The sequence below is a fragment of the Verrucomicrobium sp. BvORR106 genome, from assembly GCF_000739655.1.
Taxonomy (GTDB): domain Bacteria; phylum Verrucomicrobiota; class Verrucomicrobiia; order Verrucomicrobiales; family Verrucomicrobiaceae; genus Verrucomicrobium.
The window spans coordinates 15,632-33,158 of record NZ_BATR01000066.1 but is presented as its reverse complement, the minus strand read 5'-3'; the positions used below and the strand labels follow the sequence as shown (position 1 = coordinate 33,158).

Here is a 17,527-nt window from a genome sequence, read left to right as displayed (position 1 = left end):
TGAGCGGTGGGTGGCTTGGGGGCGCTGGGTGAAGAAGGGTCACGAGAAACTTGGATGAGGAGTTTCACCGTCCCGCATGCGGGACGCCCCCCTTCGTTCCCGCCAACGGGGTTGGAGTTCCGCGTTTACGCGGTCAGGGCAGCACGCCCCATCGCACCGCCCCGTCCTTCGACATCCAAACCACGAAAACCAAGAACCAAGCACTAGGCACCACGAACTAAAAAAAGGGCACCGGAGTGACCGGTGCCCTTTTCGTCAAATCGCTATCGCTAGCTCAGAGTCTGTCTTCTTACGCATTCCCCTCTGGGTTCGAGGAGGCGGCGGCGTGTTCTTCGGGGCCGGACTCGCCGAGGCTGATGAACTTGAGGAGCTTGGCTCCGGGTTCATTGATGACCTTGACGGTGTCGCCTTCCTTCACCTCACCGCGCAGCAGGGCTTCGGCGAGGGGGTCTTCGATGTTCTTCTCCACGGCGCGGCGCATGGGGCGGGCACCGTACTGGGGATCGTAGCCCTCCTTCATGAGGAACTCGCGGGCGCTGTCCTCGAGGGTCAGCGTGATGCGCTTGTTCTTCAGACGGGCGAGCACCTTCGAGATCTCCAGATCCACGATCTGGCTGAGCTCGGTCCTCTCCAGCATGCGGAACACGACGATGTCATCCAGACGGTTGATGAACTCCGGCTTGAAGAACTTCTTCGTGGCTTCCATCACCTTGTCCTTCATCCCGCCGTGGTCGGCCACATCCTGCTGGATGGCACCGAAGCCGAGGCTGGTCTGGCGCTTGATGGTCTCAGCACCGATGTTGGAGGTGAGGATGATGACCGTGTTCCGGAAGTCGATCTTGCGACCGAAGTTGTCCGTGATCTGGCCTTCTTCCAGGATCTGAAGCAGCAGGTGCATCACATCCGGGTGGGCTTTCTCCACTTCGTCAAAGAGCACCACGCTGTAGGGACGGCGACGAACCGCCTCGGAGAGCTGACCGCCCTCTTCATACCCCACATACCCGGGAGGTGCGCCGATGAGGCGGCTCGCGGTGTGTTTCTCCATGTACTCGGACATGTCGAGCTGGATGAGCGACTCGGCGGAGCCGAACATGAACTCGGCGAGGTTCTTCGCCAGGAAGGTCTTGCCCACGCCCGTGGGGCCCAGGAAGATAAACGACCCGATGGGGCGCTTGGGATCCTTGAGATCCGCACGGCTGCGGCGCAGCGCCTTGCTGATGGCCACGACGGCTTCGTCCTGACCGATGATGCGCTTCTTGAGCTCTTCTTCCATGCGGAGAAGCTTCTCGGCCTCGGCCTGCTCCATGCGCTGGAGGGGCACACCGGTCCACTTACTCACCACGGCCATGATGTCCTCTTCGGTCACGTCCACGATGCGCTCCGTGTTGTTCGTGCGCCATTTGTCCAAGACGTCGTCGTGACGCTTCTTGGCGGCCTTCTCCTTGTCGCGCAGGTGCGCGGCTTTCTCGAAGTCCTGTTCCTTGATGGCCACTTCCTTCTCACCGCGGATCTCTTCGATCTCGGCTTCGATGACCTTGAGCTCGGGCGGGCGGGTCATCGCAGAGATGCGGGCCTTGGCGCCGGCTTCATCCATGATGTCAATAGCCTTGTCCGGCAGGAAGCGCGCGGGCAGATACCGGCTGCTGAGATGCACCGCAGTCGAGAGGGCCTTGGGACCGTACTTAGCCTTGTGGTGGCTTTCGTACTTGCCCTTGAGGCCTTCGAGGATGCGGATGGCATCTTCCACACTGGGCTCATCCACCTTCACTTGCTGGAAGCGGCGCTCGAGGGCGGCGTCCTTCTCAATGTACTTGCGGTACTCATTGAGGGTGGTCGCGCCCACGCACTGCAGCTCACCACGGCTGAGGGAGGGTTTCAAAATATTGCTGGCGTCCATCGCGCCTTCCGCGCTGCCCGCACCCACGATGGTATGCAGCTCGTCCAGGAAGAGGATGACGTTCTTCGTGCGGCGGATCTCGTCCATCACGGCCTTGATGCGCTCCTCGAACTGACCGCGGTACTTGGTGCCCGCCACCATGAGGGCGAGGTCAAGGACGATCACTTTCTTGTCGCGCAGGATTTCCGGCACGTTGCCCTGGGCGATTTCCTGGGCCAGGCCTTCTACAATGGCGGTCTTGCCCACACCGGCTTCACCGATCAACACGGGGTTGTTCTTCGTGCGGCGGCACAGGATCTGGATGACGCGCTCGATCTCTCCGGCGCGGCCAATGACGGGGTCCAGCTCACCCTTCTGGGCAAGCTCGGTCAGGTCACGACCAAAGGCGCGGAGGGCCGGGGTCTTGCTGTCCTTCTTCGAGCCGCTCACGGAGGGGGCGTTTTCGCTCTCCTCTTCCTCTTCTTCGTTGCCGAAGTTGGGGTCGAGCTCCTTGAGGATTTCGTTGCGGGCCTTTTCGAGATTCACGTCGAGGCTGCGCAGCACCTGGGCGGCCACGCCCTCACCTTCACGCAGAAGGCCGAGGAGGAGGTGCTCTGTGCCCACGTAGGAGTGGTTCAGCGCCTTGGCCTCTTTCGAAGCAAGGGCGAGCACTTTCTTGACGCGAGGGGTGTAGGGGATGTTGCCCACCATCTTGGTGTCGGGGCCACTTCCCACTTGTTGCTCCACCTGCATGCGGACCGTGTCCAGGTCCACACCCAGCTTGGTGAGCACGTTGACAGCGACACCCTGCCCTAGCTTGATCAGGCCGAGCAGGAGATGCTCCGTCCCCACATAATTGTGGTTGAAGCGGTCCGCTTCTTTGCGGGCCAGCGCCAGCACTTGCTGGGCGCGAGGGGTAAAGTTATTCATCATCGGATTCAGGGGGTGGCGCATTTTCAGCGCTGTCAGTGGATACGTTAAGAGGCTCGGGAACGGATTTCAATAGCTGTCGGGTAATTTCAGCCCGTCGCGTGTCCCGCTCTTCCGGGGAGAGCTCACGCTGGGCGGCGAGCTGCAGGTGCGCGGGCTGGATCTCCAGCAGCAGAGCATCGAGCAGGCCGCGGTCACAGGCGGTGACGAGGTCCAGATCCGCCCCCAGACGCAGCAGGGAGAGCTGGGTGAGCGCCTCCTTGGAGTTCAGGATATGGGCGAAGCGCAGGGTGGCGTAGGCACGGCCCACCTGATCCCGCAGCATGGTGGGGCTCTCATGGAGGAGCTTCTCGCGGGCGTTGTTCTCCGCCTGCACGATATGTTCCGCCACCCCTTCGATGCGGCTGATAAGCTCAGACTCGGTCTCGCCCAGGGTGTGCTGGTTGGAAACCTGGAAAAGATTGCCCAGTGCCTCAGTGCCCTCGCCATAGAGGCCGCGCACCGCGAGGCCAATCTTGCTGACGGCATTCATGACCTGCTTGATCTGCTCCGTGAGGACCAGGGCGGGCAGGTGCAGCATGGCGGACGCGCGCATGCCGGTGCCCACGTTGGTGGGGCAGGCAGTCAGGTAGCCCAGGCGGGAATCGTAAGCGTAGGGCAGGAAGTTCTCCAGTTCCGAGTCCACGCGGTTCACCACCTCATAGGCGGTGCGGAGGTCCAGGCCGGCGCGGATCCCTTGCATGCGGAAATGGTCTTCCTCATTGACCATGATGGCCAGACTCTGGCGGCGGTCGATGAGGATGGCGCAACCTGTGGACCGGGCAGCATGCTCCCGGCTCACCAGGTGGCGCTCCACGAGAACCTGCTTCTTGGTCTTGGTGAGGTTCGGGTACTCCTCATTGAAGCCATCCTTCATCTCCGGCAGACCGGCCACGACGGGGCGCACCTCATTCATGAGATCCACCCGCTGGCGCTCGGAAGACCAGCCGGGGAAGGACCAGCCGCGCAGATTGCGCGCCAGACGGATCCGCGACGTCATGACGATGTCGGAATGCGGTCCGCGGCCCTGCATCCAGTCTGCCGGGTTCTTCAGGAGGGTGGTAAATCGCATGTTCAGGTGAAGGAAACGTTGCTCTGCAAATATAGACTACGCACCATGGCAAAACGATGAGAAGAAATCTACTGCGGTGAGCACAAAGATGCCTTTAAAATTCAGGAGAGCAGCCATAGCGCCAAGACGCCAGAACGAAATGCCTGCGGACGCAACTTTGCGCCATTTCAGTCCAAGTCGGGGCAAGCCGGTTTAGAGGGCAGGAATCAGGCCTTGGTCTCGATGGCCTTCACCTCATCGCGGAGGCGGGCGGCATCTTCATAACGCTCTTCCATCACGGCCAGCTCGATCGCGGCCTTGAGGTCAGCGAGTTTTTTCTTGGGGCTCACAGGAGCTGGGGGCGGTGGCGGCTTGGGCGCAGCAGGTGCTGCTGCGGGGGTGGCCGGCTCAGGGCGCTCTGCCTTGGAGGTGGGGACAGGCACACTGACCTGGCGGCCGGGCACCTTACCCACATGGCGGGTGCCCTTGTGCATGGCGCGCAGCATGTTGTCCATGTCATCGCCGAAGGTCTGGTAACACTCCGGGCAGCCCATGCGGCCGATCTTCTTGAGATGGGCACGGGTGAAGCCGCACTCTGGGCAGGCCAGGGTGTCGTCCTCAGCTGAGCTCTGGCGCGTCTTTTTCTGCGCGGCATTCCCCAGGAGGAAATCCGCCAGTTGGAATCCGGTCGGGTCGGTGACCCCCTTCTCCTTGGAGCACTTGTCGCACAAATTCACCTGCGTCATTTTCCCGTCCACGATCTGGGTCAGGAAAACGGTCGCTTCGTTGTCGCACATGTCGCACTTCATGGCCGGAGGAGGGGAACAGGAGAGGTTGGAGCGCCCGGGTCTGATTTCTGATTTTTGACCGAAATCGAACGCTCCCTCAACTATTCATTACGCAGGATAGACGACCGGTGTGCCGGTCGAGTTGGCCAGTTCCTTGAATTTGGCAACCAGCTTCTGCGTAAGAGGGCCAGGCTTGCCATCACCGATGAGGCGGCGGTCCAGCACCACGGCGGCGATCACCTCAGCGGCGGTGCCGGTGAGGAAGCACTCCTCAGCCACGAAGATGTCGTGGCGGGTGAGGTTGGATTCGATGACGGGCACGCCCAGCTCGGTGAGCAGCTCGATGGCCACGCCGCGCGTGATGCCATCCAGACCACCTGCGGAGATCGGAGGGGTATAGACCTTGCCCTTTTTCACGATGAAAAGGTTGTCGCCGGTGCACTCGGCCACGTAGCCCTGCTCGTTGAGCATCACGCCTTCCTCACCGCCACCTTGGATGGCCTCGATCTTGGCCATGACGTTGTTGAGGTAGTTCAAGGACTTCACCTGCGGGCTGAGCGCCGCGGGAGCTGGGCGACGGGTCGCACAGGTCACCATGGTGAGGCCTTTTTCGTATTTCTCAGCGGGATAGAGGCTGATGGAACCAGCGATGATAAACACGCTGGCCTTCGGGCACTGGTAGGGATTCAGGCCCAGGGAGCCCACGCCGCGGGTCACCACGAGGCGGATGTAGCCATCGCGCAGATTGTTGGCGGCTACGGTGTCCAGAGTGGCTTTTTCCAGCTCTTCAAAGGTCAGCGGGATGGTCAGACAGATGGAGCGGGCGGACTCATAAAGGCGCACCAAGTGCTCCGTGAGGCGGAAAACACGGCCATTGTAGAAGCGAATCCCCTCAAAGACGCCGTCCCCGTAGAGAAGACCGTGGTCGAACACGCTGATCTTCGCTTCCGACTCGGGAAGGAGTTTGCCGTCAAGATAGATGAGGGGAGCCTGGGACATGGAGAGCCCGCAGCATGCCTGATATGCGTGGAAGTGCAAGCACTTCGAGGAGACACACATGCCAGTGCGTCAGTGGACGGTGCGTCAGTGCGTCAAGACGTTGGGAACTGTATCAGGCAAGACGTCATCGGACGTCGTTGCCTGACCCTGTGCGTCAAGGTGTTGAGGGTGATCCTCTCGATATGTCGAATCCGAACCCTCACTCCTTTGGATCAGGCGAAGCCGCCTCAACCAGCGCAGCGTCTCAACAGGCCGCTTGCGGCCACCTCAACTCACCAACTCTCCCTTATTGAGCACCAGCTTGCGATCGCCGCGCTCGGCGAGATTCGCGTCGTGGGTCACCACGACCAAGGTTTTTTTGGACTCGGCCACCACTTCGAAAAGGAGGTCCATGATCTGCTTGCCGGTGGCGGCGTCCAAGTTGCCGGTGGGCTCATCAGCGAGGATGATCGGTGGATCATTGATGAGAGCGCGGGCCAGGGCCACGCGCTGCTGCTCGCCGCCAGAGAGCTCTGTGGGCAGGTGATAAAGACGCTCGCCAAGGCCCACGCGGGTAAGGAGCTCTTTGGCGCGGGATTCCGCTGGGGTGCCGCTGATCAAGGACGGCAGCACCACATTCTCCATCGCGGTGAGCTCTGGCAGCAGGTGGTAGTTCTGAAAGACGAAGCCGAGGCCCTTGTTCCTCACCATGGCCCGCGTGTTGGTGGATCCTTTGTACAAGGAAGTGCCACCGACGGACACATCTCCCTCTGAGGGCTTCTCCAGCCCACCCAGAATGTAGAGCAGCGTCGTCTTTCCTGAACCCGAAGCTCCACACAAAAAAGGCCTTTCCCCATGGGCCACGGTCAGGGAAACGCCCTTGAGCGCATGCACCTCATGCCCGGCAAGGCGGTAGCGGCGATGAACATTGTGAACCTCAAGAGCGGGGGCGTCAGGCATGGCGCGCCAACAGTCGGCGGGAGACTCAAGACTTCAAGACACAAGACGCAAGACTTGCCCCCCGCCCGCCTTCGGCGGGAGACACAAGACCTGAGACAGGGGTGGCAGGGGCACCAGTGAGCGGCGAACCCTATCAGTCCTATCCCGGCCCCACGAAAGCCCCCAGACCTCATCATCCCCCTCCCATCCCCAACACCTTGACCACTGACGCACTGCCCACTGACGCACTGGATTTCCTTGTCCAAACCGCCAAACTCGCTTCGTTCCTTCATCATGTCCGTCGCCGAGTCTGTCACTGCCCCTGCCCCCGCCGCCTCCGAGCCTCGTTTCGCCGTCGCCCAGTTGGATGAGATCCCGCCGACCCCCTGCCCCTGTGGTCAGGCACGTCGGGCGTTCAAGGAGCCGTGGAACACCCTGGCCAGCGTGCACCTCACGGACATCCATGTGGACAGCAAGCTGCACTATCACAAGAAGATGACGGAGATCTACATCGTGCTGGAGGGCGAAGGGCACCTGGAGATCGATGGCCAGATCGTCCCCCTCAAGCCCATGACCTCCGTGATGATCCGCCCCGGCTGTGTGCACCGCGCGGTGGGGAAATTGCGCATCATCAACGTGCCAATGCCGCCGTTTGACCCTGCAGACGAGTTTGAAGTCTGACGATCAAAAAATTAGGAATGAGGAATTCTGAATTAGGAATGGAAGCATCAAATACTTCGCCCTCCCGACTTCCATCCTGCGCCGCCCCCCATTTGCATTCCCCATTCCTAATTCTTCATTCATCATTCCTAATTTCACCCCGCCATGAAGCTCCTCCTCACCTTCCTCATCCTAGCCGCCGGGCTCGCCTCCGCCGCTCCCGATCCTGCCAAGCCCAAGAAGTCGAGTGGCCTGCCGGAAGACGCGCAGGAACTGGCCATCGGGAGTGCCGCGCCGGATTTCAAGCTCCCGGGCATTGATGGCAAAACGCACACGCTGGCGGACTACAAGGACGCCAAGCTGTTGATGGTCGCTTTCATCTCGAACCACTGCCCGGATTCGCAGGCTTCGGAAGAGCGCATCAAGAAACTCGTGGCGGATCTGAAGGAGAAGGGCGCGAGCTTTGCGCTGGTGGCGATCAACCCCAACAACCCCGCCTCTCTGCGTCCGGATGAGCTGGGATATTCCAAGTACAACGACAGCTTCGATGAGATGAAGCTCCACGCCAAGGAGCAGAACTTCAACTTCCCCTATCTCTACGATGGCGAGGCTCAGACCGCGGCGAAGGCCTATGGCTGCCTGGCCACGCCACATGTGTTCCTCTTCGATGCGGATCGCAAACTGCGCTACAAAGGCGCGTTTGATGACTCCCGTTTCGCCGATCCCGCCACGGTGAAGACCCACGATGCCCGCAATGCCGTGGAAGCACTGTTGGCAGGCAAGCCGGTGGCCGTGGAGACCTCCAAGGTGCACGGCTGCTCCACCAAGTGGCTGGGCAAGAAGGCTAATGTGGCTGAGGACGACAAGAAGTGGGCCCATGCCCCGGTGGATGTGGAGAACATCGATGCCGCCGGCGTGGCCGCAATCCGGAAGAACGGCACCAAGAAGGTGCGCCTGATCAACGTGTGGGCCACCTGGTGCATCTCGTGTGTGGAGGAGTTTCCTGAACTCGCCAAGACGGCCCGCAAGTTCGGCCTGCGTGACTTTGAGTTCATCACCCTGAGCCTGGACCAGCCAGAATCCAAGGCCAAGGTGAAGGAGTTCCTCGAATCCCAGGGCGCAGCCATCCCGGACAAGATCAAACCCAGCGTGAAGGCGGAGGGCCGCACCACCAACAGCTACATCTACACCGGCAGCCACGAAGACCTCATCAAGGCGCTGGATCCTGAGTGGCAGGGCCCCACGCCGCACACCGTGCTGGTGGCACCGAATGGCGACATCATCTGGCGGCACAACGGCGAGGTGGACGGTGAAGAAATGCGCGATGCCATCCTCAAATTCATGGGCCGCTACTACAAGCCTGAGTAACCCCTTCCCCTCCCATGACTCTGCCTCAGTTCATCCGCCCTCTGGTACTCCGCGCTTTGCTGGGAGGCCTGCTGGCAATCCCTCTGGCCCTGCCCTGCGCCCTCCATGCGCAGGATAGCGCCGCCAGCAGTCCGGAGGCGATGGCTGACTCGTGGTTCGGAGACGGTGTCGCGCTCTTCTTTGCCGGGAAGGCGAAGGAGAGTGTGGAGGCCTTTGACCAGGCCATCAAGCTCCAGCCCCGCATCGCCCCGCAGCTCTGGCAGCGGGGGCTGGCGCAGTATTATGCAGAGGACTACACGGGTGGCAGGAAACAATTCGAGCTTCACCAGACCGTGAACCCCAATGACGTGGAGAACGCCGCCTGGCACTTCATCTGCGTGGCGAAGAAGGACGGCGCCGAGGCCGCCCGCAAGGTGCTGATCCCGATCGAGGGCGACACCCGCGTGCCGATGAAACAAGTGCACGATCTCTTTGCCGGGAAAGGCAGCGAAGAAGAGGTGCTCAAAGCCGCCGCCAAAGGTGAGAAAGGCAGCGAGGCACTGCGCAACCAGCTGTGCTACGCCCACCTCTACCTGGGGCTCTACGAGGAAGCCCTCGGCAACGTGGACAAGGCCAAAGCCCACATGGTAAAAGCCGCCACAGAGTACAAGATGGACCACTACATGGGAAAAGTGGCCCAGGTGCACGTGAAGCTACGCGGATGGAGCCAGTAGTTCGGTGCGTCAGTGGTCAAGGTGTTGGGAGCGGCGGGGTCCGAGAACACAACACACGGCTTGCAGAGACGGTTCTACACAGGCGGTGTCGCGCAATGATCCCCCGCAGCTTGAACGGAGAGGAGTTGGAGTTCCGCTTTTAAGCGGTCCGGTTCCAGTTGACCCAATACGCCAACAATAAAAAAGCGGTGAGCCAGACGCCTCTGCGTCCGACTCACCGCCAAACTTTACTTACCTCTAACCGCTCACCACTTTTTACTTTTCACTCTCAACTTCTCACTTCCTCCCGGAACTACCTGATCACAATCCCAATACCGGGCAGATACACGCGGGCACGGGGTGGGTAGCAGTTGTCACGGTAGTACGGGCGGGAGTAGGACCCGTAGTAGCGGGGCCGGGAATAATACCCTGAACTGTAGTACCGGTAGGTGGGCGGGCAGTAATGCCGGTGGTGGTGGTGATGATGATAGGACCGATGATGGTGGTGACGGTGTCGGCGGTCACGCGCATCCGCAGACTGCGGTGCGGCAAAGCCCAGGGTCACGGCAACGGCGAGGAATGCTAGAAGGGTTTTCATAGATCTTCAGGGTTTGGGTTGCTTCCCGTTGGACGGGCCGGATGAAGGTTTATTCATCCAGATGTTCCGTCTCTCTTGTTTCCCCTGATTCGCCCCTCACCTGCCCCGGGTCGCTTTAAGCCCGGCTAAACAGAATTCACCATCCCCCTCTGGAGACGGCGAAGCCCGTATCAGGATCTCCCCCAGCCGGTTAGCGGGCGGCGAGCTCCTTGCTGCGCTCAGTCGCCTTGCGCACAGCCTGGATCAACGCATTGCGAAGTCCCTGGGCCTCAAGCTGTTCCAGACCGGCGATGGTGGTGCCGCCAGGGCTGGTCACCTCATCACGCAGCACGCCGGGATGCTTGCCGGTTTCAAGCACCATCTGGGCGGCTCCGGCGACCGTCTGGGCAGCCAGTTGCAGGGCGGTAGCCCGGGGCAGTCCCATTAAAACGCCGCCATCCGCGAGAGCTTCAATCACTGTGTACACATAGGCCGGGCCGCTGCCGCTCAGGCCAGTCACAGCGTCCAGCAGGTTTTCCGGCACTTCTTGGGCCAAGCCCACAGCTCCGAGCACAGCCTTGGCCAGATCCAGATCGGCATCGGTGGCCTGCGCACCGCGGGAGTAGGCGGAGGCACCTGCCAGGAGCAGGGCGGGGGTGTTCGGCATGGAGCGTACCACCCGGGCCTTCCCACCCAGCCAGCCCTCCAGTTGCGCCAGCGTCAGTCCGGCGGCGATGGAGAGGTACAGCGGGGCAGAATCACTCTTGGAGAGCCCTTCCAGCAGCGGCTTCATGTCCTGCGGCTTCACCGCGAGGATCACCACATCCGCATTTTCCGCGACTTCAGCGGGACTTTTGGCCACCTGCACCTCGGCGGAGGCTTCCTGGAGCGCCGCCACGGCAGCAGGCACCTTGTCGTAGAGGATCACGCCCCTGGCCTCAGCCAGACCAGCCTTGAGCGCCCCGCGCAGCAAGGCTCCACCCATTTTCCCGCAACCAATCAGTCCAATTTTCATTTGTGACAGGCATCTTGGAAGAGAACTGCCGAATGCCAAGCGAGAAAGCCACACGGCCTCATCCCTGGGCCGCCGCCAGTAGGACACAAAGCTTTTCCGTCCAACTGGAGCCCAGAACCTCAACATGCACATCAATTGGCACGATTTGGTTCTCGGCAGTCCGGATAAAATTACGGCCGTGCGTGTCCGCTACCCGGGTTCCGTCGGGATACTTCCAGATGTGTTTCCCAAGCCGCTCACAACCCTGCCTCAGAAACCAGCTTTCGACCTGGAGATCCGAGGGGGATCTCCCGGGCACAAACTCCTGGGAAGTGACCAGTGCAGCCCCATCATCCGTCTTCAGCACTCCCACAATGCTGATATCATCACCAAACACCAGGTTACACCGGACCAGATTGCGCACGTAGATGGGAAGATCCTCATACAGGCCAAAGTTCGGAGGCTTGGTCGTCTTGATCACCCGCCCAAGTTCTTTGTACCCAAAGACCCGGTGCTCCAACCCGCCTTCAAGATCTTTCAGATTGGCGACCTTCGCCTCAAACGCCCTCAGGTCGAGGACAAGGCCCCTTGCTTCCGCCCAGTGTACCAAGGATTCGGACTGGGCACGCTTCCATTCTTCCGCATCATAGCGTGCATCGCCCGTTGGCTCAAGGAGCTCCGTGTGTAGGCAGAGCCCTGCAAGCGAACTTGACGCATCTCTACTGGCGTCAGGATCACAATCTCCTGATTCTCTTGGCTGGAAGGCGAAGGCTCCATGACTCAAAGCAATGGGGAAAAGTAGCGCTCCCCACCCTGATTGCAAAAAGAAACCGCCCTCTCCTCATCGAGGATCACCCCCTGAAAAACTTAACCATCAACCCCTGCTAATCAAAACAGGGCAAATCCCGATACAGATCAGATCATCCCGGCACAGCGGGCACACGTAGCTTTCTTAGAATGATTATTGATCTCATTCCAAAACTGAATAACGTGTGGTCCCAGCATCGCATCCTTTGCAGCTGGGCTTGCCCATGAAAGCCAACCTGACAGGACATGATGAACCCGTGCTGCCGGCCGATTTCCGGATGACGCCGCAGCGGACCGTGGTGCATGAGGTGGTGAAAGCGTCTTACGACCATCCCACTGCGACGGAAGTCTTTATGCGTGCCAAGGAGCACGTGCCAGCCATCTCACTGGCCACGGTGTACAACTGCCTGGACACGCTCGTGGCACACGGGCTGCTCAAGCAGGTCAATCTGGACCGCGCCTCCTCCCGCTTCTGCGCCAACATGAATGATCACGTGCACTTCCACTGCGACCAATGCGGTGCCGTGGCCGATGCCCACCCGATCAGCAACATGCCCATTTCCACCCTCTGGAAACTGCCGGAAGGCAGCCGTGTCACGCGCCTCGACATCGCCATCCGTGGCATTTGCCCTGAGTGCGTGAAGAAAAATGCCACCGCCAAACCCCAAGTTTGACCTGCCCGCCAACTGCTTCCTGACCTCCTTGTTCCTGTTCCCCTTTTTCATCCATCCATGAGCCTCCTGATCCAAGACCTGCACGCCTGCATCCCTGACCGTGAAATTCTCAAAGGGTTCTCCCTCGAAGTGAAACCCGGTGAAGTCCATGCCATCATGGGCCCGAACGGTTCCGGCAAAAGCACCTTGAGCAAGGTGCTGTGCGGTCACGAAGACTACGAAGTCACCTCCGGCAGTGTCACTCTGGATGGTGAAGACCTCCTGGCGATGGATGTGGATGCCCGCTCCCGTGCCGGGCTCTTCCTGGCCTTCCAGTACCCCTTTGAGATTCCCGGCGTGAGCAACGCCAACTTCATCCGCGCCGCCCTCCAGGCCCGTCTGCCCAAAGGCGAAGAACTCGACGCCGTGGGCTACTACAAGCAGCTCTACCGCCGCATGGATGAGCTGGAAATGAGCCGCAGCTTCACCGCCCGCTCCGTGAACGAGGGCTTCTCCGGCGGGGAGAAGAAGCGCAACGAGATCCTCCAGCTCATGATGCTGGAGCCCAAGTACTCCATTCTCGACGAGACCGACAGCGGTCTGGACATCGACGCCCTGAAGGTCGTCTCCCAGGGCGTGAACGCCATGCGCTCACCAGAGCGTGGCTTCCTCGTCATCACCCACTACCAGCGCCTGCTGGACTACATCAAGCCAGACATCGTTCACGTCATGGTGGAAGGCCGCCTCATCCGCAGCGGCGGCCCCGAGCTGGCCCTGGAGCTGGAAGCCAAGGGCTACGAGCTCACCCACGCGGCCTGATAAACCCCAAAATCCTGTACGACATGAGTGTTGAAACACCAGACATCGCCGACATCAGGGCGGATTCCGTGGGAGACTTCTACTTCCCCGAGAACCACGTCTATGATGCGGGCTACGGTCTTTCGGAAAAGACCATCGACTACATTTGCGACGTCAAGAACGACCCCGACTGGGTGCGCGAGTTCCGCAAAAAAGCCCTGAAGGTCTTTGAGGAAAAGCCCATGCCCACCCACTGGGCCACCACGGACCTCAACAACATCAAGTTCGAGGAATTTCGCTACTACCTCGCCGGCGACCGCAAGGCCAAACGCTCCTGGGACGATGTGCCCGAGGAAGTGAAGAAGACCTTCGAACGCCTGGGCATCCCCGAGCAGGAGCGCAAGTTCCTGGCCGGTGTGGAGGCCCAGTACGACAGCGAAGCCGCCTACTCCAACGTGAAGAAGGTGGTGGAGGAGCAGGGTGTGATCTTCATGAACAGCACCGAGGCCCTCCAGCAGCACCCGGACATCTTCCGCAAGTGGTTTGGCAAGGTCATCCCCACCGGGGACAACAAGTTCAGCGCGCTCAACAGCGCGGTGTTCAGCGGCGGCTCGTTCATCTACATCCCGCCGGGCGTGAAGGTGAAGCACCCGCTCCAGGCCTACTTCCGCATCAACAGCGAGCAGTTCGGCCAGTTCGAGCGCACGCTCATCATCGCCGATGAAGGCGCTGAGGTGATGTACATGGAAGGCTGCACCGCTCCCAAGTTCGAGACCGCAACGCTGCACAGCGCCGTGGTGGAACTGGTAGCCATGAAGGGCGCCAAGATCCAGTACGTGACCGTGCAGAACTGGAGCAGCAACGTCTTCAACCTCGTGACCAAGCGCGGCATCGCGCATGAGGACGCCGAGGTGCGCTGGATCGACTGCAACATCGGCAGCCGTCTCACGATGAAGTACCCCGGTGTGGTGATGAAAGGCCGCCGCGCCCGCGGTGAGGTCATCAGCATCGCCCTGGCCAACACCGGCCAGCACCAGGACACGGGTGCCAAGATGATTCATGCTGCGGACGAGACGACAAGCAACGTCATCTCCAAGAGCATCAGCATCGGCAAGGGCCGCGCCACCTACCGTGGCCTGGTCCACATCCCGAAGCACCTCAAGGGTTGCAAAAACAACACCGAGTGCGACGCCCTGCTCATCAACTCCAGCAGCCGCACCGACACCTACCCGGCGATCAACGTGCGCGGCAACGAGCACGCCACGCAGCATGAGGCCAGCGTGAGCCAGGTGAGCGCGGAGCAGATCTTCTACATGCAACAGCGCGGTCTGAGCGAGGCGGAGGCCATGAGCCTCTCCGTGAACGGCTTCATCAACGACCTCGTGCGCGAGTTCCCCATGGAATACAGCGTCGAGCTCAAGCGCCTGATCGACCTCGAAATGGAAGGCTCCGTAGGCTGACCCACCCACTTCCTATTTCCTCCAACCTTTTTCCCATCAACCACAATCCATGAGCGTTGCTGCGCCCATCGCCGAACCAGAAATGGAGAAGCCTTTATCCCCTCCCCTGTCATCCGCACCGACTGATCTGACGCCCGACTTCAGCAAGCTGGAGGACGCGCCGGAATGGTTCCAGTCGCGGGCCCGGGCCGCCTGGGAGGAGTTCCAATCTCTGCCCATGCCCGGTCTCAGAGACGAGCACTGGAGGTATTCCCAGTCCAAGAACCTCAGTCTGGACGGCCTGCACCTGGCCGGTGAGACGACCGAGGCCGAGAAGCAGGCCGCCATTGAGGGCTCCAAGGGCCTCACCCATGTGGCTGCCCGCCTCATCTTCCTCAATGACCGCCTCATCCACAGCCAGACCGATGGCCTGGAGCAGGGCGTGGTGGTGCTACCCTTTGCCGAGGCCCTGCGCTCGCACGGAGACGTGCTTCAGCAGTACCTCATGAAGCGCAAGGCGGATCTGGGTTCTGAGAAGTTCGCCGCCCTCCACCTGGCCCACGTCCAGGCCGGGGCCGTGGTCCTCGCGCCGAAGAACGCGGTGCTCAAAGCCCCCATCGAGATCTTCCATTGGGTTTCAGGCGTCAACAGTCTCGTCTTCCCCCACACGCTCATCGTCGCTGGCGATCACGCCCAGGTGACGGTGCTGGACCACCACGCCTCCCTGCGTGATGAGGTGGCCCAGAGCGTGGCTGTGGCCGACTTCGTGGCGGGCAATGGCAGCCATATCACGTATGTGAACTCGCAAGAGCTTGCCGACTCCGCCCGCGCCCTGCACATCTCCTCCACCACGGTGGCACGGGATGCCCAGGTGAAGGCCCTCCAGCTTCAGCTCGGTGCGTCGTTCGCCCGCAGTGAAAGCGTGAGCGATCTCGCTGGCGAAGGTTCCCGCAGTGACATGCTCGGCGTGAGCCTGCCCTTCAGCAGCCAGGTCGTGGACATGCGCACCTTGCAGAACCACCTGGCCCCCCACACCTACAGCGACCTGCTCTACAAGAACGCGCTGTACGACAAGACTCGCACCATCTTCTCCGGCCTCATCAACGTGGCCGACGGTGCCCACTACACGGACGCCTACCAGAAGTGCCGCAACCTGCTCAACAGCGCGGACAGCGAAGCCGTCTCCATGCCCGGCCTGGAGATCAACGCCGACCAGGTGAAGTGCAGCCACGGTGCCACCAGTGCCCCCATCAGCGCTGACGAACTCTTCTACCTCAAGGCCCGCGGCATTCCCGACCAGGAGTCCCGTCAGCTCATCGCCATCGGCTTTGTGGAAGACGTCATCAGCCGCCTCGGACACGAGGAGCTGATCGAGTCCCTGGACCGCCGGATCGAGGAGAAATTCGCCCGTCAGGCAGCCTAGAAATTAGGAATTAGCAATTCTGAATTAGGAATGGAGCAGCCCGGATCTGCCTGCGTCTTCTCGCAGCGGTCCGGGCTTTTTCATCCATTCCTAATTCCTAATTCATCATTCCTCATTTTGCATTTGGGGCCTCGCCATCACGATAGGTGGGCTCGGGTTTGCCGGGGCGGAAGTGCTCTTCGTGGTCCAGCGTGCTCTTCACGCCGGGGTACACCTCGCCTGCGATCACCAGGCTTTCCTTCACGGCAGTGAGCAAGGCCTCGGGGTCGGTCTCGGCCCGCAGGTTCAGGATCAACTGACCGCCGGTGCTGGGCTCATCCAGCGTCATACCCGTCTCGGCCACGTTGTCATTGCGCACCAGGTTCACGGAGGCGATCTCGCCGCCGATGCCGTCGTCGGGGCTGTAGGTCATCTTGAGATGAGCCACCTCGGCCTGCTGGGCCGCCAGTTTTTCCTGGATGCTCCCGGCCAAGCAGCGGAGGTACCCGTTGGCATCGAACTCGTCTTCCGCCACCAGGGTGACGGTGGCGTTCAGCCAGCCCAGCAGCGCCTCGCCATCGGCATACACCTCGTAGTCCAGCTCCATGGCAGCGCGGTTGCCCGGCTGGGCCTCGCTGGAGAGCGAGCTGAACCAGCCCGTGAGGCCGTCTTCCTCACGCGCCGAGGCGTCCACAATCTTTGCCTGGGGGAATGCCTTCTGCAGAGCCTCGGTGAGCTCCGCGAGCTGCTCCGGGGTCAGGAGATCCCGCTTGTTCACCACGATGATGTCCGCCTCCTCGAGCTGCTTCTTGTAGATGTAGGTCACCTTGGAGGAGAAATTGCCCCCCGCATCCAGCCCCAGCACACGACGGGCCCGCACCGGGTCCACCAGCACGCTCAAAGGAGCGATGGAATACGAATCGCCGTACATGCGGCGCAGGGGATAGGTCACGGTCGCCACCAGATCCGTGCAGCTCCCCACCGGCTCCGCAATGAAGACGTCCGGCTTGGTCGCATCATTCAGCTTTGCCGCGGCATCCACCAGCGTGTTGAACCGGCAGCAGAAGCACCCGCCCGCGATCTCCTCCGTGGCGAAGCCCTGGGTGCGCAGCAGCTTGGTATCCACCAGTCCGCCCGCCTGGTCATTGGTGATCAGCCCCACCTTCAGCCCCTGGTCCGTCAGCGTCCGCGCCAGCTTGCCGATCGCCGTGGTCTTCCCCGCGCCGAGGAAGCCCCCGATCATGATGTAGCGGGCCTTGGTCGGGGAGGAGATGGAGGAAGAAACGCTCATGGATGTCGGGGAAAGTAGGAAGTGCGGAGACACAAGACGAGAAGGCACAAGACGCAAGACCTGAAACTGAGCTGACACCTGGGAAGAACGGCCTTGACGGGAACACCAGTAAGGGAAGAGGAGCCTCATTCTTGCCTCGATTCACGTCTAGCGTCACGCTGGCACCCCGCCACCGAACTCTCCCCTTTTCCCTTATCCCTTCCCCCTCTTCCCTTTCCCTGTTCATACCGCCTAGGGCCCCCAGT

The 17,527-nt window shown here is 61.1% G+C and carries 16 protein-coding genes; 7 read left to right on the top strand and 9 right to left on the bottom strand.

Going from position 1 to position 17,527, the window contains the following annotated elements; genetic code table 11:
* Positions 1-289 precede the first annotated feature (289 nt).
* The 5 genes from BV106_RS10190 to BV106_RS10170 all read right to left on the bottom strand — a co-directional run bounded on the left by BV106_RS10190 (position 290) and on the right by BV106_RS10170 (position 6,622).
* Positions 290-2,806 (bottom strand): ATP-dependent Clp protease ATP-binding subunit, encoded by a 2,517-nt coding sequence (locus BV106_RS10190; protein ID WP_265595521.1) that lies wholly within the window; start codon positions 2,804-2,806, stop codon positions 290-292.
* The gene (locus BV106_RS10185) at positions 2,799-3,917 is read right to left on the bottom strand and encodes a protein arginine kinase (RefSeq protein WP_038164111.1); all 1,119 of its coding nucleotides are present in this window, start codon (positions 3,915-3,917) and stop codon (positions 2,799-2,801) included. The genes BV106_RS10190 and BV106_RS10185 overlap by 8 nt, the downstream gene beginning before the upstream one ends.
* Positions 3,918-4,123: 206 nt before the next feature.
* Positions 4,124-4,705, bottom strand: coding sequence for a UvrB/UvrC motif-containing protein (locus tag BV106_RS10180; RefSeq protein ID WP_038164108.1), 582 nt, complete (start codon positions 4,703-4,705; stop codon positions 4,124-4,126).
* An 87-nt stretch (positions 4,706-4,792) separates the two neighbouring features.
* The gene (gene ilvE / locus BV106_RS10175) at positions 4,793-5,683 is read right to left on the bottom strand and encodes a branched-chain-amino-acid transaminase (RefSeq protein ID WP_038164106.1); all 891 of its coding nucleotides are present in this window, start codon (positions 5,681-5,683) and stop codon (positions 4,793-4,795) included.
* A 267-nt stretch (positions 5,684-5,950) separates the two neighbouring features.
* Complete coding sequence (locus BV106_RS10170; protein ID WP_038164104.1) at positions 5,951-6,622, bottom strand: ABC transporter ATP-binding protein; 672 nt, start codon at positions 6,620-6,622, stop codon at positions 5,951-5,953.
* Positions 6,623-6,895: 273 nt separating this feature from the next.
* Here BV106_RS10170 and BV106_RS10165 point away from each other — a divergent pair, with 273 nt between their 5' ends.
* From BV106_RS10165 to BV106_RS10155, 3 genes are all read left to right on the top strand, one after another.
* On the top strand, positions 6,896-7,282 hold the full coding sequence (locus tag BV106_RS10165) for a cupin domain-containing protein (protein ID WP_051945583.1): 387 nt from the start codon (positions 6,896-6,898) through the stop codon (positions 7,280-7,282).
* Positions 7,283-7,426: 144 nt separating this feature from the next.
* On the top strand, positions 7,427-8,629 hold the full coding sequence (locus BV106_RS10160) for a redoxin family protein (RefSeq protein ID WP_038164102.1): 1,203 nt from the start codon (positions 7,427-7,429) through the stop codon (positions 8,627-8,629).
* Positions 8,630-8,643: 14 nt separating this feature from the next.
* A complete protein-coding gene (locus tag BV106_RS10155) occupies positions 8,644-9,342 on the top strand; it encodes a hypothetical protein (RefSeq protein WP_051945581.1) in 699 nt (232 codons plus the stop codon).
* A gap of 292 nt (positions 9,343-9,634) precedes the next feature.
* Here the strand turns inward: BV106_RS10155 and BV106_RS37210 are convergent, their stop codons facing one another.
* The 3 genes from BV106_RS37210 to BV106_RS38270 form a co-directional block, all read right to left on the bottom strand.
* Positions 9,635-9,919, bottom strand: coding sequence for a hypothetical protein (locus BV106_RS37210; protein ID WP_265595513.1), 285 nt, complete (start codon positions 9,917-9,919; stop codon positions 9,635-9,637).
* A 190-nt stretch (positions 9,920-10,109) separates the two neighbouring features.
* Positions 10,110-10,913 carry a pyrroline-5-carboxylate reductase gene (gene proC / locus BV106_RS10150; RefSeq protein ID WP_038164100.1) on the bottom strand — a complete coding sequence of 268 codons (804 nt, stop codon included), beginning with the start codon at positions 10,911-10,913 and terminating at the stop codon, positions 10,110-10,112.
* 58 nt (positions 10,914-10,971) lie between these two features.
* Positions 10,972-11,676 carry a hypothetical protein gene (locus tag BV106_RS38270; RefSeq protein WP_265595512.1) on the bottom strand — a complete coding sequence of 235 codons (705 nt, stop codon included), beginning with the start codon at positions 11,674-11,676 and terminating at the stop codon, positions 10,972-10,974.
* A 247-nt stretch (positions 11,677-11,923) separates the two neighbouring features.
* Here BV106_RS38270 and BV106_RS10140 point away from each other — a divergent pair, with 247 nt between their 5' ends.
* From BV106_RS10140 to sufD, 4 genes are read left to right on the top strand one after another with little or no spacing between them, the layout of a single operon-like run.
* A complete protein-coding gene (locus BV106_RS10140; protein ID WP_051945580.1) occupies positions 11,924-12,373 on the top strand; it encodes a transcriptional repressor in 450 nt (149 codons plus the stop codon).
* A 57-nt stretch (positions 12,374-12,430) separates the two neighbouring features.
* Entirely contained in the window at positions 12,431-13,171 is a 741-nt protein-coding gene (gene sufC, locus BV106_RS10135; protein WP_038164096.1) for a Fe-S cluster assembly ATPase SufC, read from the top strand.
* A 23-nt stretch (positions 13,172-13,194) separates the two neighbouring features.
* Positions 13,195-14,610: a Fe-S cluster assembly protein SufB gene (gene sufB, locus BV106_RS10130; protein ID WP_038164094.1), complete on the top strand. Its 1,416-nt coding sequence runs from the start codon at positions 13,195-13,197 to the stop codon at positions 14,608-14,610.
* A gap of 49 nt (positions 14,611-14,659) precedes the next feature.
* Positions 14,660-16,012, top strand: a complete 1,353-nt coding sequence (gene sufD, locus BV106_RS10125) for a Fe-S cluster assembly protein SufD (protein ID WP_051945578.1) — start codon at positions 14,660-14,662, stop codon at positions 16,010-16,012.
* Positions 16,013-16,124: 112 nt separating this feature from the next.
* Here sufD and BV106_RS10120 read toward each other — a convergent pair whose 3' ends face one another.
* On the bottom strand, positions 16,125-17,282 hold the full coding sequence (locus BV106_RS10120) for a GTP-binding protein (protein WP_063767926.1): 1,158 nt from the start codon (positions 17,280-17,282) through the stop codon (positions 16,125-16,127).
* Positions 17,283-17,527: the final 245 nt, after the last annotated feature.